Raw genomic sequence first — 20,443 nt, forward strand, 5'->3', positions numbered from 1 at the left:
TGTCCGATGGCGATCGCGCCGCCGTTCACGTTCGTCTTGGCCAAATCGGCTCCGGTGTCCTTCGCCCAGGCCAGCACCACTGGGGCGAACGCCTCGTTGACCTCGAACAGGTCGATGTCGGCGAGCGTCAGCCCGGCGCGATGCAGTACCTTTTCGGTCGCCGGAATCACGCCGGTCAGCATGTAGAGCGGATCCGAGCCCACCACGGTGGTGGTGTGAATCCGGGCCAGCGGACGCAGGCCCAGCTTCCTGGCCGCCGCACCGCTGGTAATCAATACCGCGGCACTGCCGTCCGACAGCGGCGAAGAGTTACCGGGCGTGATCTCCCAATTGATCTGCGGAAAGCGCTTTTCCACGGCGGGGTCGTAAAAAGCCGGCTTGAGCCCGGCGAGGGTCTCGACCGTGGTACCGGGACGGATGATCTCGTCGGTGCTCAACCCTGCGATCGGGGCCAACTCGTTGTCGAAGAGTCCGTCCTTGGTCGCCCGCGCCGCTTTCTCATGGCTGGCCGCGGAGAACTCGTCGAGATCCGTTCGCGAGAAGCCCCACCGGGCCGCGATGAGTTCAGCACTGATGCCTTGAGGCACCAGGCCTTCGGGGTAACGCTCTTTCATGCCTTGGCCGAATGGGTTGCTGCCCGGCAGAACCGACGTGCCCATCGGCACCCGGCTCATGGATTCCACACCCGCAGCGACGACCACGTCGTATGCGCCCGCGATGACACCCTGAGCGGCGAAACTGATCGCCTGCTGGCTGCTGCCGCACTGGCGGTCGATGCTGATACCCGGAACCGACTCCGGAAAGCCCGCCCCCAGCAATGCGTTACGTGCGATATTGACGGCCTGATCGCCCACTTGGGTCACGGCTCCCGCGATGACATCGTCAATCTGCACCGGGTCCACACCCGTGCGCTGCACCAACTCGCGCAGACTGTGCGCCAGCAGGTCTGCGGGGAGCACCTCGTGCAGTGCGCCGCTCGCCTTGCCCTTGCCGACCGGCGTGCGTAACGCACCCACGATGACGGCGTCTCGACCTTGGTATGCCACGACTCCTCCTTGAGTCCACGCTAGGTTTATCTAGCTATACGCAGGTGTAACACCTAGGTATACTGAGAGCAACCCAGAACGGAGGTGATCTGTGCCACTCCTACAAGGCGTGTTGGCTGACCGCGAGGCCTGGTCCTCGCTCGGCCATTGCTCGATCGAGAAGACCATGTCGGCACTCGGCACCAAGTCCGCGATGCTGATCATGCGCGAGGCCTACTACGGCACCACCCGATTCGACGACTTCGCCCAGCGGGTCGGAATCACCAAGGCTGCCGCCTCCGCGCGGTTGTCCGAACTGGTCGACCTCGGGCTGTTGACGCGGCGGCCCTATCGCGAGCCGGGGCAGCGCACCCGCGACGAGTATGTGCTCACCGAGGCCGGCATCGATTTCATGCCGGTGGTGTGGGCGATGTTCGAATGGGGTCAACGTCACCTGCCCGGCAGCAACCGATTGCGGCTTACCCATCTCGATTGCGGCGCCGACGCCTCGGTCGAAGTCCGCTGCGCCAAAGGCCATCCGGTGCCGTTCGAGGAACTCGGCGTGGAATTGACCAGGCGGAACCGGCACGACCCCTGATTCGGAGCCCTTCGATCAGGAAGCGGTCTTTTCTCACGCCGGCCCGCCCACCGATGTACGCTACTGTAATATTTACAGTACGATCATTCGGCAGGACGCCGGTCCGCTCGACGAAGCTGGAGCACAGCCGTGGAAAGTCAACTTCGAGACGCCGCTGTCAACGCCGCCCTACCCGCCGACTTCATCCGTGATCCCTACCCGTACTTCGCCCAGAAACGCGACGGGGCGGGCGTATTCCACGGCACGGTCATCGACTACTCCAAAACTCCGGAACCGTTGCGGCCCAAGAACTCCTTCGCCGCGATGTCATTCGACGCGGTGAATATGGCATTTCGCGACGGCAAGGTGTTCAGCTCGACCTATTACGACAACACGATCGGGCTGTTCATCGGTCCCTCCATTTTGGCGATGGAGGGCAAGAAGCATCGCGAACACCGCAATCTGGCGTCCGCAGCGTTCAAGTCCAAGGCGCTGGCCCGCTGGGAAGCGGAGATTGTGCGGCCAATCTGCGACGCGCTGATCGACGAGTTCATCGATGCCGGGCACGCGGATCTCGTCCGCGATTTCACCTTCGAGTTCCCGACCCGCGTTATCGCAGCGCTCTTGGGTCTACCGGCCGATGATCTGCCGACCTTCCGGCGGCGCGCGGTGCAGTTGATCAACTACACCATCAAGTACGAGCGCGCTTTCGAGGCCTCCGCGGCGCTGAAAGACTATTTCCTGGACCAAATCGAACAGCGCAGGGCCAAACCGACCGAGGACGTCATCGGCGATCTGGTCACCGCAGAGATTGACGGCGAAAAGCTCAGCGACGAGGCCATCTACTCGTTCCTGCGGCTGCTGCTTCCCGCCGGGCTGGAAACCACCTACCGTTCATCGGGCAACCTGTTGTTCTTATTGCTCACCCACCCCGAGCAGTTTGCCGCGGTCCAATCCGATCACATGTTGCTTGCGCCGGCGATCGAAGAAGGACTGCGGTTCGAGACGCCGCTGACCACGGTCCAACGCTTCACTACTGAAGACACTGTGCTGCAAGGGATTGAGATACCCGCACGGTCGGCTGTCGACCTGTGCATCGGCTCGGCCAATCGCGACCGGCACCGCTGGGAACGCTCCGAACATTTCGACATCTTCCGCAAGCAGCTACCCCACATCTCCTTCGCCGCCGGAGAACACACCTGCCTCGGTCTGCACCTCGCGCGCATGGAGACTCGGGTAGCGCTGGAATGTCTGCTGAGTCGAGTAACCAATATCAAGCTGGTCACCGATGACGACCCGCACATCTATGGCCAGCCCTTCCGCTCGCCGACAGCATTGCCCGTGACGTTCGACGCCAAGTAGGTTCCGCGATGGTCAAAGTGATGGAGGGCTCCGCATGAGCCGTAGTACGAACGAGGTGGCCATCATCGGGGTTGGTCTGCACCCGTTCGGCCGCTTCGAGGGCAAATCCGCCATGCAGATGGCCGTCGACGCAATCGGGCTCGCGCTCGCCGACGCGGGTGTCGGCTGGAAGGACATTCAATTCGCAGTCGGCGGCAGCTGGACGGTGGCGAACCCGGATGCGATCGTCGGCATGGTCGGTCTCACCGGCATTCCGTTCACCGACGTCTTCAACGCCTGTGCCACCGCGGCCAGTGCGACCAAATTATGCGCTGACAGTATCCGGTTGGGCGACTACGACATTGGCGTTGCTGTCGGCATGGACAAGCACCCGCGGGGTGCCTTCACCGAAGATCCCGCGCTGGTGGGCATGCCGAGCTGGTACGCGGAGAACGGCCAATACCTCACTACCCAGTTCTTCGGGATGAAGGCCAATAAATACCTCCATGACTATGGCATCTCGACCGGCACGCTGGCCAAGGTCGCCGCGAAGAACTTCCGCAACGGGGTGTTGAACCCCAATGCCTTCCGCCGCAAGCCGATCTCCGAAGAGGCCATCCTGGCCTCGCCGATCCTGAATTACCCACTGACCCAGTACATGTTCTGCGCCCCCAACGAAGGCGCCGCCGCCGTCGTGATGTGTCGCGCCGACATCGCGCATCGGTTCACCACTAAACCCGTCTATGTGCGGGCGGTCGAAGTCCGCACCCGGCGCTATGGCGCTTACGAGGTCAACACCACGTACGCACCGGTCGATGAGGACGTCTCCCCGACCGTCTACGCCGCAAAAGCCGCCTTCGAGAAGGCGGGCGTCTCGCCCCAGGATGTCGACGTCATCCAGTTGCAGGACACCGACGCCGGCGCGGAGATCATTCACATGGCCGACGCGGGATTCTGTGCCGACGGCGAGCAGGAGAAGCTGTTGGCCGACGGTGCCACCGAGATCGGCGGCGCCATGCCGGTCAACACTGACGGTGGACTGATCGCCAACGGCGAACCGATCGGGGCATCAGGTTTGCGGCAGATGCACGAACTGGTGCGGCAGTTGCGCGGCCAGGCAGGTGAACGCCAGGTTCCGGGAACTCCGCGAGTCGGGTTCGCCCAGGTTTACGGTGCGCCCGGAACCGCCGCCGCAACCATCCTTTCGACCTGACCGGCTACGAAACCTTCTTGGGCGCCGAATAGTTCGGCTTGCCCAGGCCGAGCGCGTATTGCGCGATCATGTTGCGGAAGACCTCCAGGGTGCCGCCGTAGATCCCGACCAGCGGGGCGAACCGGTACACGTACTCCGATGCACCGTCGTCAGCCGCACCGTCGGTACCCATCGGCAGCGTCGAGGCCGCACCGAGAATGTCCATCAACTCCGGTGAAACATCGCGCATCGTCTGCGCGATCGCCACCCGGCCGAAGGTGCTCGGCGCACTCAGCGCCGCCTCGATCCGGGCGGCGCTCCGGCCCAACCGATAAGCCACCGATTTGTCGTCAACAAGCCTGTGCCCGTTAGGGTCCCGCTCCCCGGCCTTGGCTGCGGTCTTGTCCAGCGCATCGGCCATGAACCCGGCCTGGTGCATCATGATCGAGACGTCCTGCAACCCGTCCGGTGCGGCAGCGACGGCGCCGTGCTCGGTGTTGAGCGGCTCGCGTAACACGGTCCAGCCCGCGTTGACATCGCCGAGCCGGTATTTGTCGTCGACCCGCACGTCGCTGTAGTACACGATGTTGGTGCGGTCGCCGTCGACGGTGCGGATGCCCTGGATATCGATGCCCGCAGAATCCAGTGGCACCAGAAACATGGTCAGGCTCTTGTGCTTTGGAGCATCAGGGTCAGTGTTGGTGATCAAGAAGACGTACTGGCACTTGTGCGCACCGGTAGTGAACATCTTCGATCCGTTGATGATCCAGCCGTCGCCGTCGCGGACAGCACGGGTCTTACACGTCGCTATGTCGGAGCCACCTTCCGGTTCGGTGTAGCCAAGACACAGGCGTACCTCACCGCTGAACACTTTTGGCATGACTTCGGCCTGCAACTCTTGTGAACCGAACTTCACCACCGAACGCGCCACCATGGCGGTGGTCCCCCAGGTCACCCAGGGAACGTGGGCCCGGCGCTTCTCCAATTCCCAGATGCGACGGCGAACCCGGGTGAAACCGCCGTCGGCAGCCCCCTTCCACTCACGTTCCAGGTAACCCGCGGCGCCTAGTGCCAAATGGACGCCCTCGTCGAAGTTGTCACCGGTTTCCCGGTCGCGCCGCCTGACATCGTCGGTCACGTGAGTCGTTAGAAAATCGCGAGCCTCGTCGAGGAAGGTCTGGTCGTCGTCGGCGAGCGCCACTCGTGAGAAATCCACCTATATGTCCTTTCCTCAACGGCTTTCGCGTGCGGCGACAAGCTCCGCGATGTACTTGGCGCTGGCTCCCGGGTCTCCGCCGGCCAGCGCCCAGCCACGGGCGCGCACCAGATACGCCGTCGCGGCAGCCTCCGCGGAGACGCCGAGACCGCCTTGCACATGCACCGCCATGGTCGCTGCCTTCGACGCTTCCTCGGCCATGAACACAAACGCCGATGGCGCCAACTCGGGGCGCTCGTCGGGCTCGTTTTCCAGGAACCACGCAGCGCGCCGAGCCAGATTGCGGCCGCCTTGCACGGTGATGGCGATGTTGGCCAGCGGATGGGAGATGCCCTGCAGTGTGGAGATCGGAACACCTAGCGTGTAGCGGGTCTTGGCGAACTCCGCCGCGATGGTCATCGTCTCTTCAACCAGCCCGGTCAGCGACGCGGCCATCAGTACCCGCCACTCGTCCAGCGCCCGTTGGTATTCCGCTAAGGCTTCAGGACCGCTTGCCAGCACGACGCTGGTGTCGGCAGTAGCCGGATCGACCCAGGCCATCGGTAGCCGACCGATGTTGTCGACCTTTGTCGGCCGGGTATCGAAGCTGAGCCGCACCACGTCCTCACCGTCGCGAACGATGATCTGATCCGCGATCGATCCGGTTGGAATGAGCCGACTCCCGCGCACGTTGTCGTGCTGTGGATCGAACGACACGAGCCGCTGGCCGCTGACGACATCTGGTTCCGCCGAGCCCAATCTGGCGAGCAACCGTGCCGCACACACATGGTCGATCCATGGCACGGGCGCCAGTGAGCGGCCGATCTCCTCGGCGACCAAGGTCAGATCGACCAGCGTCGCTCCGTCTCCCCCGACGGTGTCGGGCAACGCCATCGTCGTGGCGCCCATACCGCACAGCCGCTCCCACAGGCTCTTGTCGAAGCCGGATTCCTCTGCTGCGCGCACGGTTTCGATCGAACAATGCGTCTTGAAGAAGTCGCGATACGCAACCTGCAGAGCCTGATGATCTTCGGTCAGGCTGTAGTCGATTCTGCGAAGTTCGTAGCGGTCCATGGTCAGTGCTCCTCTTGGCCCTCGAAAAAGAAGGTGTGCGCATTGTTGTAGAGGTAGTTCTCCAGGACGCCCGCGGGCAGGTCCAGGGCCTGCGCCTCGGGCACGACGCGGCGTATTTTCAACACCGGCCAGTCGGAGGCATAGATCACCTTGTCGGATCCACGCGTTCGCATGTAGTGCAGCAGGCTGTCCGGTAGCCGCTTCGGCGACCAGGCCGACGTCATCAGGCGCAGGTTCGAGTATTTGATCAGCAGCCGGATGGCGATGTCCCACCAGGGATCCGCGCCGTGAATCATGCACAGCTTCAACTCGGGGAACCGCACACAGACCCGGTCGAGATGAATGGGGTTTTGCACCTCACCGGGAATGGGTGGCCCGGGAAGGCCGGTGTTGATACACAGCGGCAGTCCCATCTCGGCGCATTTGGTGTACAGCGGGTAGTAGACGGCGTCGCTCGGCGGGTACTGTCCGTCACCCCAGAAGCTCGGCCCGACAGCGGCATACGCGACAGGAAGGTCGTTGACAACCGCGCTGAGCTCGCGCAACGATGGCATCGGTCGCAGCAAGTTGACGCCGCCCATCGCGAGCGCGAACCGGTCTGGCTTCGCTTCGACGAATTTGCGCGCCGTCACCGAAGGCTTCGCGAGGTTGTCCATCAGCACAGCCCTACGGACACCGTGCTCGTCCATCTCCTCCAGCAGCGCCGACAGATCCACCGGTGCGAACATCGACTCGGCGCCTTTGAAGTAGTCGTCGCGCACCTTGAGCATCCAGGTGGGTTGCTTCTCGGTCTCACCGAAGTGCACGTTGACGAGGCAATCGATAACGCGGCTGGCGTTCATGTCGACATCGGCGCTTTCTCCGTCGCCCGCCGTTTGGCCCAGCGGTAGTCGGCCTTGCCGTTGCCCAGGCGGCGGACTTGGTCAACCACGATGAATTCCTTGGGTGCCTTGAATGAGGCCAATTGGGATGTGCAATGGGCGTGCAGCAGTTCGTGTGCCGTGTCGGCTTGGTCTCGCGGCTGGATCAGAGCAATAATCTCTTCGCCCCAGCGTTCGCTCGGGCGGCCGATGACCAACGCGTCGGCAATACCCGGGTGGGCACGCAGCACTTCTTCGACTTCTTCGACGAACACCTTCTCGCCGCCGGTGTTGACCACCAACGAGTCGCGGCCGTACAACCGCAGCGTCCCATCCGCTTCCAGCGCGCCACGATCGCCCGATATCACCACGCGTTTGCCGTCGACCTCCGGGAAGGTCTTGCGGGTGGCGTCGGGATCGTCGAAATATCCCAACGGAATTCGGCCTTCCCTGGCGGCCCATCCCACCTCATGGTCGCCTGGAGCAAGAAAGTGGCTGTAGTCCTCGGACAGCACCAGTCCGCCCTCGCGCAGCGTGAAGGTGTCGGTTCGGGTGTCGCCGTGGCTGTGCCCGAATCCCATGTTCCCGGTCTCCGACGAGCCGTACCCGTTGATCAGAGTGAGCTGAGGCAACAGTGCCAGCAAAGCCTGTTGATGTTTGAGATTCGTTGCGGCACCACCGGTGCCGATGGCGGCCAGCGACGACAAGTCGTAGCTGCCTCGTCGCAATTCAGCGACCAGCGGCCCGGCGTAGGCATCCCCGACCATCGTCATCATGCCCACTTTCTCGCGCTCCGCGGTTTGCCATACCAATTGCGGGTCGAGTTTCTTGCTGGTGTCGTAGAGCACGACGGTCAGGCCGGCCATGATGGCCGCGAACGCCGTCCACATACCGGCGGCATGCATCAGCGGCGAAACGGCGAACCAGGGCTGTCCGGCGTTGCGATTCACCTTGTCCCGGATCTCTTGAGCAGAAGCATGATCGGCGCCCATCATCGACGAGACGTAGATGTCGGATTGGCGCCAGAGCACGCCTTTGGGCCGACCAGTGGTGCCGCCGGTGCAGACCATCAACAGATCGTCGGGAGAAGGGCTCACGTTCTGGTCGACGTTCCCCTGCGCCAGTGCATTGTCCAGGGACACCGCGCCGGGCAGGTCGGGCGCCGTACTTCCGTCGTCGACCGACAGCAGCAGGTCCGCATTGTCGGGCGACAGCACATCGGCGAACTTGGCGCCGAGCGACTTGTGATAGATGACGGCACGCGGCCGGACGTAGTCGAGCAGTTCGCAAACTTCGCGCGCCGTGTAGTTGTAGTTGACGTTCACCGGAACGGTGCGGCCCTTCAGGCAACCGACGACCATGTCGGCGTACAGGTCGTTGTGCATGACCAGCGCCACGCGATCCTGTCCGCATTCCCAGTTCTGCAGGGCCGCGCGTTCGTGATGAGCGCCGAAGCCGTTGGCCGCGAGATAGTTTGCGAGCCGCCGGGTGCGGTCCGCAGTCTCGGCGAACGTCGTGCGACGCTCACCGCAGACGGTGATCGCCCGGTCGGGAACGACCTCGGCGATCACGTCCAGGACCGCGCCTATGGTCCACTCGCTCATGGCTTCGCGGGGCCTCGAGCGCTCATGCCGCCGACCCGACTTTGACGTCGAGCAGATCCAATGCGTTGTCGCGCATCACCTTCCGGATGTCAGCAGCGCTGAAGCCGGCGAGCTCCTCGGTGAACGACACCGGGTTCTCCAATCCTTCGCCGTGCGGCCAGTCCGATCCGAACAGGATCTTCTCGACGCCGATCACCGAGGCCAACTCGGGCAGGTCGTCTTCGTAGTAGGGCGCAATCCAGACGTTATTGCGAAGCTGGTCCACCGGATCCTCGGGGAATAGACGCGGGTGACTGTTTGCAGCCTTCTTCAGCCGCTTGATCAGCCGGTGCACGAAGGAGGAGCCATTCTCGATGCTGACCGCCTTCAGTTGCGGGTGACGGGTGAACACGCCGTGCGCGATCATCGAGGCCATCGTGTCGTGGATAGCCCGGTCGTCGGTGAGTATCTGCTCCAACGGCTCCGACCCGCCGAACCCCTCGAATGTCGATCTGCCACCCCACATTCCGGCGATTTGGAGATAGCCGCTGTCGCTGAGGTGGAAGCCGACCGGTACCCCGGCTTCGGCCAACGCGGCCCACACCGGGTCGTGCACGGGATCGCCCAACGACCGCGGCTTGACCACGCCGGGCACTGGGGCCGGACGTACCAGTACCAGCTTCGCGCCACGGGCCAGGACGAACTCCACCTCCTCGAGCGCCCCGGCCGGATCGGCCAGCGAGATGATCGGCGCGGCGATGATCCGATGGTCGGACCGGTCGAAACCCCAATCCTCGTCCAGCCACAGGTTGAACGCGTGAACCGAGGCCATCGTCGCCTCAACATCGTGCTTGAGCGCCTCTTCGACGCCGCACGCGAATGTCGGCAACATGAAAACGGTTTCGATGCCCTGGGTTTCCATCACCGTGATGCGGGCATCACGGTCCTGGTACTCGGGGTGCTGTTCGAGCCGCTCGACCTTCATCAGCGACGCCGGGTCGACACCTTCGGGAATCTGACCGCGGAACAACAGATCCAGGCAGCCCGGCTCGATGATCGGGTCGAAAGTCGGGTTGGGGATGAAGCGGTTCACCCGGTCCCCGATGATCGCCTGGGTGTGCTTGCCGTCGCTGAACATCTGAACGCCCCGCCTGCGGAACTTCTTGTCCAGGTGCCGGGTGAATGCGTCCACCGGCTCGTAGTAATGGTTGTCGACGTCGATGGCCTTATAGCCCAAGGTCCCCATGGTCAATCCTTTCCGGTGCCGCATGATTCGTCGGTGGCGATTGCCGAGGCGCTCAGCCCGGGAAAACTCGGGGCGCGCTTTTCGAGGAAGCTGGTGATTCCTTCGATGACGTCGGGAAGCTGCAGCGACCGCTGCAGCAAGACCTCGGACCGCGAGCTGGAGTCGGCCACCTCCCGCATCGCATCGCCGTACGCCTGGCGCTTGATGACTGCCATCGATGCGGGCGAACAGTTTTGGGCGATGTCCTCGGCGTAGGCCATCGCCCGTGTCATCAGTTGTTCGGGCGGCACGACCTCTTTGACCAGTCCGAGTTGCGCCGCCTCGTCGGCGAGAAATGTCCGCCCGCTCAACAGCAGGTCGAGCGCGACGCCCCAGCCGGTCAGTCGCGGAAGTATCCACGAGACGCCGTATTCCGCGATCAGCCCGCGGCGGGCAAACGACGCCGCGAACTTCGCACCGGCAGCGGCGAACCGAACGTCGCACATCAGCGCCTGGGTGAGACCGATGCCGACACAGGACCCGTTGATGGCTGCGATGACCGGTTTGCACAGCGTCGTCAGATGATACGGCTGCCGATCCCCGACCAAGCTCGCCAGCTTGCCCTCGTCGGTCTTCTCGATCGCCTCCGAGACATTTCCCATCGAACCCAGCTGAGCGCCGGCGCAGAATGCTTTACCGCGACCAGTCAGCACGATCACCCGGACGGCCGGGTCTTGCTCAGCGCGGTCCAATCCCGCGTAGAAGGCGGTGGCGATGTCTCCGCCCCAGGTGTTGAGTCGGTCGGGACGGTTGAGCGTCATGACCGCGACACCGGTCGCAGTGACCTCGTAGATCACTGCCTCGTCCTGACCAGGGTCGGCGACGAGTTCGTCGGCGGTGCTCATCGACCGTCCTCCCCTGAGTTCAGGTGGCAATTCCCGTGCAGCGTGTACGCATACTGTATACCTATCGGTACTGCATTCTGCAACTGTCGCGACGGGCCTCGCGCCGCCGCACGAACGGCCGAAATTCGGATCCGCGGCAGCCGCTAGGTGAAGTCCGAGCCACCATCGACATTGACGTTCGCTCCTGTCACTTACGAATTGCGCCGCGACGCCAAAAACGCCACCACCGAGCCCATTTCGTGTGGCAGTCCCGCCCTGGGCAGATGTGCGGGGTGACCGAAGTGTTCGGCGATAGCGTCCATCAGCCGGTACGGATCGTTGCCGTCGACACCCACCGACGCCGCCCAGCCGACCAACGACTCGGAGGCGATGCCGCCCGGCGACACGACGTTGACCAGAATCTCGTCTTTGGCCAGTAGCAGCGACAAGTTCTTGGAGACGCTCGTCAGCGCCGCCTTGGCCGCCGTGGACGCCGGCAGGATGACACTTTGCCGTTCGCATTTGTCAGCCCTAGATCCATGGCAAATACCCGGTTACCCTTCGCTTGCCGCCAGGCGTATCAAAAACCCTACGATAGGTATTACAGTAGCAGGCGGGGATGGCGACACGGCTGCGTTACCGCAGATCAACCGGCAACTGCCGGTAGATTCGAGTCCACCAGACCGCGAAGCCGGAACGGCCGGCGCAGCGTTCAACGGGATGGAGGTGCCCGCAGTGGCTAAGCAAGCAACCGCCGAAAAGCGTCAGCGGCGCGAGCGTGGGTCCATCAATCCCGACGACATCATCAGCGGTGCATTCGAACTCGCAGAGCAGGTCTCGATCGACAACCTGAGCATGCCGCTGCTCGGCAAGCACCTCGGCGTCGGCGTCACGAGCATCTACTGGTACTTCCGCAAGAAGGACGATTTACTCAACGCGATGACCGACCGCGCATTGCGTAAATACGTCTTCGCCACCCCGTACGTCGAGGCCACCGACTGGCGCGAGACGCTGCGCAACCACGCCCGCTCGATGCGTAAAACCTTCATGGGCAACCCAATACTGTGTGATCTGATTCTGATCAGGTCAGCGCTGAGTCCCAGAGCGGCGCGGCTCGGTGTCCAGGAGATCGAGAAAGCTATCGGCGGTCTGGTCGAGGCGGGGCTGTCACCGGAAGAGGCTTTTGACACCTACTCCGCGGTGTCGGTCCACGTCCGGGGGTCGGTTGTGCTGCACCGGCTCCAGGAGAAGAACCGGGCGACGGAAAACGGCGGTCGCACAATCGAAGACGCGATGGTCATCGATCCCGAGGTCACCCCGCTGCTCGCTCAGATGACCAACAAGGGCCATCACATCGGCGCCCCGGACGACAACAACTTCGAATACGGCTTGGACTGCATTCTTGACCACGCCAGCCGGCTGATCGATCACAGCTCGAAGTCGGCAGGCCGCAAGTCGACGCCGTCACGGCAACGCAAATCCCCCTCCAGTGGGCGGGCTAAGGGCTCGCGGGAGTAAAACGGTTACGGTGCTGAACTTTTAGGTGGCTCCGGCACGTTGAAGTGCTCGTCACGAAGCCGGAAAGCCTCCTTGGTTCCGTGCTGCGCGCGCGTTTTGACGAAGTTGAACTCGCCCGGTGCGAACTGCAGGTTTGTGCCGAATGCATGGAACAGGTAGCTCGCAACTTCTTCGCCCTGGTACGCCTGGCTCTGCTCGACCAGCCGGAAAGCCTCCTTCGCAATGACAACGCCGTCGGCCGGCATCTTGGCGGCCTTCTCCGCCCAATACCGAGCCCGTCCCGCTACTTGGCCGGGATCGCAAGTCTCGGTGAAGATTCCGAGATTCTCTACCGCCTCGGCGTCGATGATATCGCCGGTCAACAGCAGACGGCGGGCCAACACCGGGCCCAATCGGTGGAAGAACATGTGCAGGCTGCCCAGTGCCGGACCCAGGAAGCGGGTGGCCGGCATACCGATCTTGGTGTCCCTGGCGATCACGGAAATATCTGTCATCAAAGCGATTTCGAAGCCGCCCCCAAGTGCGTAGCCACTGATCTCGCCAACGGTGACTTTCGGGAAGCCCATCAGGTTGTGGTAGAAGCTGAAGGACTTACGGTCCACCGTGAGCCGGCGGCGCTGGCTGGGACGGCTCTTGGCCGATCGAGTTTCGCCGTCCCCCAACTGTTCTGAGCTTCGCTCTCCGTACCAGCCGTAGGCATTGCTCATGTCCGCGCCCGTGCTGAACACACCATCTGCTCCGCGCAACAGCACAACAGTCAGGTCGTCGTCGTCCGCGACGCGGTCCAGGCATCGGGCAACGGCCTCGCGCATGCTTGCGTCGTAGGAGTTGCGCTGCTTGGGGTTGTTCAACGTGATTGTGGCAATCCGCTTTTCCGGATCGATTTCGAAGAGAACGCGGTCATCGCTGCTGTCTGAGGCGGTCATCTGCGCGAGCCCTTTCTGCTGTGTGGCCGGCCGTTGTAGGTCAAGCGCGGATCTAGGCGTGCCTCTAGATCCGACATCAGCTTGGCCTCGATCGTTTGGCCGGTACCGAAGGCCAGCGTGTTTCGGCGCGCCGCGCTCAGGTGGTCTTGTGCCAGCCGTACTGCCCGGGTGGCATTGCCGTCGCTGATGGCGTCGAGCAGGCGTTGGTGATCGCGCAGTGCGGCACGCCTGGTCTTGTCCACCATCGGCGCCGGTTCGCCGTGGCCGTTCCATACGGCCGACTCGTGGGCCGACCAAATCAATTCCAACGATCCGATCAGCAGGATCATCGGCTCGTTGCCACACCGGGAGACCAGCGTCTCGTGAAACCGCCGGGCATTCGGCACGTATTGCGACACGTCATCGAATTGTGCTGTCTGGATGTCAATCTCGTCCTGAAGGTAGGGCACCACCTCGGTCATCCGGTCCTCGCGCGCGGCACACATCCCCGCGCAGATCGGCTCGAGATGCACCAGCGCCTCGCTGACGTCCACCGGCGTGGCGGCCCTCGTCTGTAAAACCATGCTGAGCATGTGCGCCGTACGTTCGGCGGTCGGGTGGTGGATGACCGCGCCGCCGACATTGCCACGGCGCACGGAAATCAGCCCATCGGTCTCCAAGATGTGGATGGCCTCGCGCAACGCGGGCGGGCTCACGCCGAATTCGGCGAACAAGCTCTCCTGCGACGGGAGAACGTCACCTTCCTTCAAGCGACCGGACAAAATGTCGTCCCGCAACTGAGAGGCGACGAGTTCGGCGACACGGGGTTGGCGAAAACGTTGGACGGCCATGTCAGGTCGGCTCGGCCCGTCGATTGCCGAATCGGTGCCCGGTCAGCTTGTCCGGAGGCACCGCCAGCGTCGTGACTTCGCCGACGCACAGCACCTCCTCGTCGAGCAGGACCCGGGCCGTTGACGTGATGCCCCGCTCCTGTGGTGACCGTGCAATGTCGAAACGCAACGCGGTCAGCACCGGCGTCGGGCGCCGGAAGGTGACCTGCAGTGACCGGGTCTTGCCGGAGAGTCCGGCGACGCAGTTCTGATGTTGCATGACACAGTCGAAGAACACCGCAAGAAAGCCGCCGTGGACCAATCCGGGCGGGCCCTCGTAGACCACCGGGAAATTAACTTGCCCCGAGGCTGTTTCGCCGTCGAGGTGATCGAAGCGGTATTCCGGAAAGCACGGGTTGAACGCGCCGATATCCGTCGCGTGATCGAGGTAGACCCGCCGGGCGCCATCGTCGTCGTCCCCGATCCGCGGTGTGCTGTCCGGTGGAACCGCCGCGTTCAGCTCCGCTTCCCAATCGTTGATCTGGGCGAGGATCGCGTCGACGGTGGGGTGTGCGTGTTCGAGCGACAGCAGCAATGAGCTGAGCCGACGGATTGCGCCGGCCGCTGCGACGGTCTGGGCGAGCGGCGCCTCACCGAATCTGGCCGCATCGGAGTTGGGGCGCGCACGGGCACCCGCTGCCTGGTGTTCGCCCATCTGACCTCTTCCCGACGCCCCTGTTCCGTAGCGCGGCTTTCCTTGCTAAGTTATACAGCGAAGCAATCGTATTGCCTACTGTAGAGGTATCCGTAGCGACACGGAAGGGCGGACTCGACGGTGAGTCAGGACGCGGATTCAGCGGCGCCTGACGGCTCGCTGTCCGCGCGCCACGACGGCGCCATCCTGCGGCTCACACTCGATCGGCCGTCGCGGCGTAACTCGTTGAACCGCAAGATGATCGAAGAGCTTGTCGCGACGCTGACCGAGGCCGCCACCGATGACTCACTGCGGGCCATCCACATCCGCGGTGCGGGCGACGACTTCTGCTCCGGTGCCGACTGGGTTGCCACCAACAGCAGCAGCGACCAGCGGCCGCGCGCCGGCGACCTCCTTCGGCGCACACCCCACACCGCGCACCGCGTGATCGAACTGATCCACGACATCCAGTTGCCAGTCGTCTGCACGGTCCGTGGATTCGCCGTTGGTCTCGGCTGCAATCTGGCACTGGCCGCCGACTTCACGGTGGCGGCCGACGACGCGGTGTTCTGGGAGCCTTTCGCGACGCGAGGATTCAGTCCTGATTCGGGCGCAACGTGGCTACTTCCCCGATTGGTCGGGCTGGCACGTGCCAAACAGATGCTGTTGCTCGGCGACAAAGTCAGCGCGACTGATGCCGCGGACTGGGGGTTGATTCACCAAGCTGTGGCCCCGGCTGATGTGGACCGCGTCAGCGAAGAGCTGTTGGCCCGGTTGGCCGCCGGGCCTACGGTGGCGCTGGGACTGGCGAAGCAGGCCATCAACTACGGCCAGCACGCCACGCTGAGCCAGTCGATGACGCAGGAATTGTTCGTCCTCGAACTCTCTTGCAGAACAGGCGATTTCAAAGAAGGCCTCGCGGCATTCCGCGAACGACGCCCACCGAAGTTCAACGGACGATGACCACCGGCATCGATATCCATCCCCACTAGGCAACAAGGAACGTTGATGTCAGCTAGCTCGGCACCGTCATACGACACCATCAAGTACGAGGTGGACGGGCGTAAAGCAACGATTACCCTGAACCGGCCGGACGCTCTCAATGCGCTCAGCCCGCATATGATCAGCGAGCTGCGTCACGCCTACGACGAAGCCGAAAACGACGACAACGTATGGATTCTCATCGTCACCGGCACTGGGCGGGCATTCTGTACCGGCGCGGACGTCAAGGCGATTCCCGGCGACGGCAAGGTGATCAACGAGCGACCGTATCTGTCCAGCTATGAACAGTGGGAGGCGCCGCAGGAAGGTACCCCGCCGTTTCGCACGATGGCCAAACCGGTGCTCGCTGCGATCAACGGATTGTGTTGCGGCGCCGGGCTCGACTGGGTCACCACCGGCGACATCGTGATCGCTTCCGACAAGGCGACGTTTTTCGACCCGCACGTCAGCATCGGTCTGGTTGCCGCGCGCGAGTTGGTCCGGGTGGCCCGCGTGCTACCCCGCTCAACCGCGTTGCGGATGGCTCTGGTCGGCAAGCATGAACGGATGGGTGCGCAGCGAGCATATGAGCTCGGGATGATCAGCGAGATCATCGAACACGATCGGCTGCTGGAACGCGCTCATGAGATCGCCGACATTGTCAACTTGAATGCGCCGCTTGCCGTTCGGGGCACTCGGCTGGCCATCCTCAAGGGCCTGGACTTACCGCTGCACGCAGCCGAGATGCTGGCCGAGTCCTTCCGCGAACGCAATCTGCACACCGAGGATTCGTTGGAGGGGCCCCGGGCGTTCGTCGAGAAGCGGCCACCGCAGTGGCAGTGCCGATGAGCTTCGAGACCATCGAACTCGGCGTGGATAGTGGCGACCGGGTCGCCACCATCACGCTGAGCCGACCCGACCAGCTGAACGCGTTCAACCGAACCATGTGCGAGGAAATGGCCGAAGCATGGCGGATCGTCAAAGCTGACGACTCCGTCAACGCCGTGGTGTTGCGGGCCGCCGGTGACCGAGCGTTCAGTGCGGGCCTCGACATCAAGACGCCCTATGGCCAACCAGAAAACATCTGGAACCACGAAGATCCCGGCGAGGCGCTGAGCCCCAAGTGGCAGAAGATGTGGAAGCCGGTGGTGTGCGCCGTGCAGGGTATGTGCACCGCCGGCGCGTTCTACTTCGTCAACGAGTCCGACGTGGTCATCTGCTCGACCGACGCGACATTCTTCGACTCGCACGTGTCGGCCGGGTTGGTGTGCGCGCTGGAGCCGGTCGGGCTGATGCGACGCATCGGACTGGGTGAGACATTGCGAATCGCCCTGATGGGCAACGACGAACGGGTCAGCGCCGACACGGCTCTGCGCATCGGCCTGGTATCGGAAGTGGTCTCCCCGGAAGACCTTTGGATGCGCGCACACGAAATCGCCGCAACTATTGCGGCCAACCCGCCGTCGGCAACCCAGGGCACCGTCAAGGCAATTTGGGAATCGTTGGACAAGCCGTACCGGGCGGCACTGGACCAGGGGCTGATCTACACCCGGCTGGGGAATCCTATCGGCACCGCCGAGCTCGCGAAGCGTGCCAACCAGCGCGCATCGGACCCGAAAATTCGATGAGGTCGCACCGGCTGAGTCGGCGCATCGACGACGTGCTGCGTCTACAACCCGACGCACCCGCCCTGGAGTATGACCGCCAATGGCTGTCCTGGGGAATGCTCCGCGACCTTGCCGAACAGATCAGTTCGCTTACCGGCACCGACCGACCACAAGTCGGAATTCTGTTGCGCAATCGCCCCGCGCACGTTGCCGCGCTGCTCGGTGTGCTGCGCTGCGGCGCCACGGTGGTGGTCATCAACCCGGGCCGCGGCGATGAGCGCATCCAAGCAGACGTCGATCAGCTTGCGCTCCCGTTGATCATCGGCGAACCAGACGATCTGGCCATAGCCGGCGGGCCGCCGGCCACGACGGCGGTCTCGATCTCGGCCGTCGGCACAAAGCCCAAAGTAGTTGCAGCTAGCCAGATCCACACCTACCAGGCGCGGCCCGAGGTCGCGGTGCGGATGTTGACCAGCGGGACAACCGGACCGCCCAAACGGGTAGACCTCACCTACGACCTGCTGGCGCACAGCGTGATGGGCCCGGAAGCCGAGCAGTCAACGGCGCCAACGGAGTTGCGTCGAGGTGTGGCGATCGTGAACTCACCGCTGGTGCATATCGGTGGGATCTTCCGAATCCTGCAATGCGTTGCCGAGGCGCGCCCCTTTGTGTTGCTGGAACGATTCGAGCTCGATCGGTGGGCCGAAGCGGTCCGCTCGCACCGACCTCGCGCGGTGTCGCTGGTGCCGACCGCGCTGAGGATGGTGCTGCATTCCGACGTGCCTCGTGAGGATCTGGCGAGTATCCGCGCCGTGACGTCTGGGACCGCCCCGCTATCGCCGGAAGATGCCGACGCGTTCACCGAGAAGTACGGAATCCCGGTGCTGACTTCCTACGCCGCAACCGAATTCGGCGGCGGCGTGGCAAGCTGGACGTTGACCGACCACCAGAAGTACTGGCAGGCCAAACGCGGCAGCGTGGGACGCGCCAACCCCGGGGCTCAATTGCGGGTGGTCAGCGACGACGGCACACCGCTAGGGCCTGATCGGATCGGCCTGCTGGAGGTGAAACCCGCGCAGCTCGGGGCTTCCGCGGACTGGATGCGCACCACCGACATGGCACGCATCGACGCCGACGGGTTTCTGTGGATCACCGGCCGCGCCGACCAGGCGATCATTCGCGGCGGCTTCAAAATCATGCCCGACGACGTGCGCAGCGCGTTGGAAAGCCACCCCGCCGTGGCGGGCGCCGCTGTCGTGGGGCACACCGATGAACGCCTCGGGGAAACACCGGTGGCCATGGTGGAACTTCGAGCGCCAGGATCGGCGAATGCTGCCGAGCTCATCGATTTCCTGCAATCCCGACTGGCCCGATACGAAATTCCCACCGACATCGCGATCGTCGCCGATCTCCCGAGGACGCCGTCCGGCAAGCCCGATCTGGGTGCGATCCGGCGCCATTTTCGCGACGCACTGTCCGCGACGCAGGGCGACCATGTCGAGTGAATCGACAACCGTCGCCGACGTACTGCACGCACAAGCCCGCAGCAGGGGCGATCACCCCCTGCTCATCTGCGATTCCGAACGCATCAGCTATGCCGATGCAGACCGGCTTTCCGCGCGACTGGCTCGTGGGCTCATCGGTTTGGGTGCCGGCAAGGGCAGTCATGTCGGAGTGCTCTACCCGAACGGCGTCGCGTTCGTCGTCGCCATGCTGGCCGCGGCACGAATCGGCGCCGTCGTCGTGCCGTTCTCCACGTTCGCCACCGCGCGCGAACTACGCGAGCAACTCGTCGACAGCGACACCGAAATCCTGCTCGCTGCGGCGTCTTTCCGCTCGCACGACTATGTGCAGCAGCTGACCGACCTGCTACCCGGTTCCGACCTCGACGCCGGCGGCCGGGTATTCGACATAACCGCACCGCAATTACGGCACGTGATCTTTGACCTAGAACGCCTTCATCGGCTGGCCGAGACGGTCGATGAGCGGCTTTTGACGGCGATGCAAGACGATGTCGACGGCTCGGACCCGCTCACGATCGTCTACACCTCGGGCACGACCACCGCCCCCAAGGGGGTGGTGCACACCCACACCGCGCTGCTCACCCATCAGAGAAACCTCAACGCGATCCGAGGCTTGACTGCCGCCGACAGGCTGTTCTGCAACTCGCCGTTCTTCTGGATCGGAGGACTCGGGTTTGCGTTGCTTGCCACGTTGCTCGCCGGGTCGACGCTGGTCTGCTCCAACGCGGAAGATGCCGGCCAGACGCTCGATCTGCTCGAGGCCGAAAAGCCCACCGTCACCAACGGATTCGGCGCCGCGGTCAGGCACCTGGTGCGGCATCCGAGTTTCGGCAGACGCGACCTTTCGTCGATGCGACACGGGAACCTGTACCCGATCATGGCTCCTGAGGTACGGCCCGCCGATCCGGAGTTGCGGCATAACATGCTCGGCCTGACCGAGGCTGGCAGCGTGGTCCTGATCGACGCTGACGAGACCGACCAGCCCGAGCATCGACGCGGGTCGTTCGGCAAGCCGGCACCGGGATTGGAAACCAAGATCGTCGATCCTGACACCGGAATGCCGGTCGAGGATGGGGCGCTCGGCGAGCTCTACATCCGGGGGCCGTGTCTGATGCAGAGGTACTACAAACGCAGCCGGGAAGAATGTTTCGACGCTGACGGCTGGTTGCACACCGGTGACCTGGTTGCCACCGACAACGACGGGTTCGTCTACTACATCGGCCGCCGCGGTTCGATGATCAAGACGGCCGGCGCCAACGTCTCGCCGGCCGAAGTCGAGCAGGCCATCGCCAAGGTCACCGGCGGCGCCGTGGCCCATGTCTTCGGAATCCCGGATCCTGCCCGCGGTCAAGTGGTCGCTGCCGTCATCACCCTGGACAACGGCGCCGCATTCGACGAAACCGGCCTTCGTCGCCAACTCGCGGCAGAA

At 63.7% G+C, this 20,443-nt stretch carries 19 protein-coding genes and 1 pseudogene; 9 read left to right on the forward strand and 11 right to left on the reverse strand.

Annotated elements, in window-relative coordinates:
- A partial coding sequence (locus VGH54_RS07245) for a thiolase family protein (RefSeq protein ID WP_331511256.1) occupies positions 1-1,046 on the reverse strand: 1,046 nt, incomplete at its 3' end.
- A gap of 91 nt (positions 1,047-1,137) precedes the next feature.
- On the opposite strand from VGH54_RS07245, the gene VGH54_RS07250 reads away from it, so the two are divergent.
- The 3 genes from VGH54_RS07250 (at position 1,138) to VGH54_RS07260 (ending at position 4,156) form a co-directional block, all read left to right on the forward strand.
- On the forward strand, positions 1,138-1,623 hold the full coding sequence (locus tag VGH54_RS07250; RefSeq protein ID WP_331511257.1) for a helix-turn-helix domain-containing protein: 486 nt from the start codon (positions 1,138-1,140) through the stop codon (positions 1,621-1,623).
- Positions 1,624-1,752: 129 nt separating this feature from the next.
- Positions 1,753-2,964, forward strand: a complete 1,212-nt coding sequence (locus VGH54_RS07255; protein ID WP_331511258.1) for a cytochrome P450 — start codon at positions 1,753-1,755, stop codon at positions 2,962-2,964.
- A gap of 34 nt (positions 2,965-2,998) precedes the next feature.
- Positions 2,999-4,156 carry a thiolase family protein gene (locus VGH54_RS07260; RefSeq protein WP_331511259.1) on the forward strand — a complete coding sequence of 386 codons (1,158 nt, stop codon included), beginning with the start codon at positions 2,999-3,001 and terminating at the stop codon, positions 4,154-4,156.
- Positions 4,157-4,160: 4 nt separating this feature from the next.
- Here the strand turns inward: VGH54_RS07260 and VGH54_RS07265 are convergent, their stop codons facing one another.
- From VGH54_RS07265 to VGH54_RS07295, 7 genes and pseudogenes are all read right to left on the reverse strand, one after another.
- Complete coding sequence (locus VGH54_RS07265; protein WP_331511260.1) at positions 4,161-5,351, reverse strand: acyl-CoA dehydrogenase family protein; 1,191 nt, start codon at positions 5,349-5,351, stop codon at positions 4,161-4,163.
- A 15-nt stretch (positions 5,352-5,366) separates the two neighbouring features.
- The gene (locus VGH54_RS07270; RefSeq protein ID WP_331511261.1) at positions 5,367-6,404 is read right to left on the reverse strand and encodes an acyl-CoA dehydrogenase family protein; all 1,038 of its coding nucleotides are present in this window, start codon (positions 6,402-6,404) and stop codon (positions 5,367-5,369) included.
- 2 nt (positions 6,405-6,406) lie between these two features.
- Positions 6,407-7,246, reverse strand: coding sequence for an amidohydrolase family protein (locus VGH54_RS07275; protein WP_331511262.1), 840 nt, complete (start codon positions 7,244-7,246; stop codon positions 6,407-6,409).
- Entirely contained in the window at positions 7,243-8,868 is a 1,626-nt protein-coding gene (locus VGH54_RS07280; RefSeq protein ID WP_331511263.1) for an acyl-CoA synthetase, read from the reverse strand. Before VGH54_RS07280 ends, VGH54_RS07275 begins: the two co-directional genes overlap by 4 nt.
- A 22-nt stretch (positions 8,869-8,890) precedes the next feature.
- Positions 8,891-10,093 (reverse strand): amidohydrolase family protein, encoded by a 1,203-nt coding sequence (locus VGH54_RS07285; protein WP_331511264.1) that lies wholly within the window; start codon positions 10,091-10,093, stop codon positions 8,891-8,893.
- Between the two features lie 2 nt (positions 10,094-10,095).
- Positions 10,096-10,977 carry an enoyl-CoA hydratase gene (locus VGH54_RS07290; RefSeq protein ID WP_331511266.1) on the reverse strand — a complete coding sequence of 294 codons (882 nt, stop codon included), beginning with the start codon at positions 10,975-10,977 and terminating at the stop codon, positions 10,096-10,098.
- A gap of 191 nt (positions 10,978-11,168) precedes the next feature.
- Positions 11,169-11,486: pseudogene (locus VGH54_RS07295) on the reverse strand (SDR family oxidoreductase); the annotation flags it as partial.
- A gap of 190 nt (positions 11,487-11,676) precedes the next feature.
- Here VGH54_RS07295 and VGH54_RS07300 point away from each other — a divergent pair.
- A complete protein-coding gene (locus tag VGH54_RS07300) occupies positions 11,677-12,474 on the forward strand; it encodes a TetR/AcrR family transcriptional regulator (RefSeq protein ID WP_331511267.1) in 798 nt (265 codons plus the stop codon).
- A 5-nt stretch (positions 12,475-12,479) separates the two neighbouring features.
- On the opposite strand, the gene VGH54_RS07305 is transcribed toward VGH54_RS07300, so the two are convergent.
- The 3 genes from VGH54_RS07305 to VGH54_RS07315 are packed head-to-tail and all read right to left on the reverse strand — an operon-like array spanning position 12,480 to position 14,924.
- Complete coding sequence (locus tag VGH54_RS07305; RefSeq protein WP_331511268.1) at positions 12,480-13,400, reverse strand: enoyl-CoA hydratase/isomerase family protein; 921 nt, start codon at positions 13,398-13,400, stop codon at positions 12,480-12,482.
- Entirely contained in the window at positions 13,397-14,230 is an 834-nt protein-coding gene (locus tag VGH54_RS07310; RefSeq protein WP_331511269.1) for a FadR/GntR family transcriptional regulator, read from the reverse strand. Before VGH54_RS07310 ends, VGH54_RS07305 begins: the two co-directional genes overlap by 4 nt.
- A 1-nt stretch (position 14,231) precedes the next feature.
- Positions 14,232-14,924, reverse strand: coding sequence for a hypothetical protein (locus tag VGH54_RS07315; RefSeq protein ID WP_331511270.1), 693 nt, complete (start codon positions 14,922-14,924; stop codon positions 14,232-14,234).
- 120 nt (positions 14,925-15,044) lie between these two features.
- On the opposite strand from VGH54_RS07315, the gene VGH54_RS07320 reads away from it, so the two are divergent.
- From VGH54_RS07320 to VGH54_RS07340, 5 genes are all read left to right on the forward strand, one after another.
- Positions 15,045-15,866: an enoyl-CoA hydratase/isomerase family protein gene (locus VGH54_RS07320; protein WP_331511271.1), complete on the forward strand. Its 822-nt coding sequence runs from the start codon at positions 15,045-15,047 to the stop codon at positions 15,864-15,866.
- 45 nt (positions 15,867-15,911) lie between these two features.
- Entirely contained in the window at positions 15,912-16,733 is an 822-nt protein-coding gene (locus VGH54_RS07325; protein ID WP_331511272.1) for an enoyl-CoA hydratase/isomerase family protein, read from the forward strand.
- Positions 16,730-17,512 carry an enoyl-CoA hydratase/isomerase family protein gene (locus VGH54_RS07330; RefSeq protein ID WP_331511273.1) on the forward strand — a complete coding sequence of 261 codons (783 nt, stop codon included), beginning with the start codon at positions 16,730-16,732 and terminating at the stop codon, positions 17,510-17,512. Before VGH54_RS07325 ends, VGH54_RS07330 begins: the two co-directional genes overlap by 4 nt.
- Complete coding sequence (locus VGH54_RS07335; RefSeq protein WP_331511274.1) at positions 17,509-18,996, forward strand: class I adenylate-forming enzyme family protein; 1,488 nt, start codon at positions 17,509-17,511, stop codon at positions 18,994-18,996. The genes VGH54_RS07330 and VGH54_RS07335 overlap by 4 nt, the downstream gene beginning before the upstream one ends.
- The coding region (locus VGH54_RS07340) for a class I adenylate-forming enzyme family protein (RefSeq protein WP_331511275.1) at positions 18,986-20,443 on the forward strand (1,458 nt) is incomplete at its 3' end. The genes VGH54_RS07335 and VGH54_RS07340, both read left to right, overlap by 11 nt.

It is taken from the genome of Mycobacterium sp. (assembly GCF_036488105.1).
Lineage (GTDB): Bacteria > Actinomycetota > Actinomycetes > Mycobacteriales > Mycobacteriaceae > Mycobacterium.

What these genes read in the sequence shown, in the direction of transcription:
- VGH54_RS07260 (WP_331511259.1), top strand. Translation starts at nt 2,999, where the DNA reads ATGAGCCGTAGTACGAACGAGGTGGCCATCATCGGGGTTGGTCTGCAC.
- VGH54_RS07270 (WP_331511261.1), bottom strand. Translation starts at nt 6,404, where the DNA reads ATGGACCGCTACGAACTTCGCAGAATCGACTACAGCCTGACCGAAGAT.
- VGH54_RS07275 (WP_331511262.1), bottom strand. Translation starts at nt 7,246, where the DNA reads ATGAACGCCAGCCGCGTTATCGATTGCCTCGTCAACGTGCACTTCGGT.
- VGH54_RS07280 (WP_331511263.1), bottom strand. Translation starts at nt 8,868, where the DNA reads ATGAGCGAGTGGACCATAGGCGCGGTCCTGGACGTGATCGCCGAGGTC.
- VGH54_RS07285 (WP_331511264.1), bottom strand. Translation starts at nt 10,093, where the DNA reads ATGGGGACCTTGGGCTATAAGGCCATCGACGTCGACAACCATTACTAC.
- VGH54_RS07290 (WP_331511266.1), bottom strand. Translation starts at nt 10,977, where the DNA reads ATGAGCACCGCCGACGAACTCGTCGCCGACCCTGGTCAGGACGAGGCA.
- VGH54_RS07300 (WP_331511267.1), top strand. Translation starts at nt 11,677, where the DNA reads ATGGAGGTGCCCGCAGTGGCTAAGCAAGCAACCGCCGAAAAGCGTCAG.
- VGH54_RS07305 (WP_331511268.1), bottom strand. Translation starts at nt 13,400, where the DNA reads ATGACCGCCTCAGACAGCAGCGATGACCGCGTTCTCTTCGAAATCGAT.
- VGH54_RS07310 (WP_331511269.1), bottom strand. Translation starts at nt 14,230, where the DNA reads ATGGCCGTCCAACGTTTTCGCCAACCCCGTGTCGCCGAACTCGTCGCC.
- VGH54_RS07315 (WP_331511270.1), bottom strand. Translation starts at nt 14,924, where the DNA reads ATGGGCGAACACCAGGCAGCGGGTGCCCGTGCGCGCCCCAACTCCGAT.
- VGH54_RS07325 (WP_331511272.1), top strand. Translation starts at nt 15,912, where the DNA reads ATGTCAGCTAGCTCGGCACCGTCATACGACACCATCAAGTACGAGGTG.
- VGH54_RS07330 (WP_331511273.1), top strand. Translation starts at nt 16,730, where the DNA reads ATGAGCTTCGAGACCATCGAACTCGGCGTGGATAGTGGCGACCGGGTC.
- VGH54_RS07335 (WP_331511274.1), top strand. Translation starts at nt 17,509, where the DNA reads ATGAGGTCGCACCGGCTGAGTCGGCGCATCGACGACGTGCTGCGTCTA.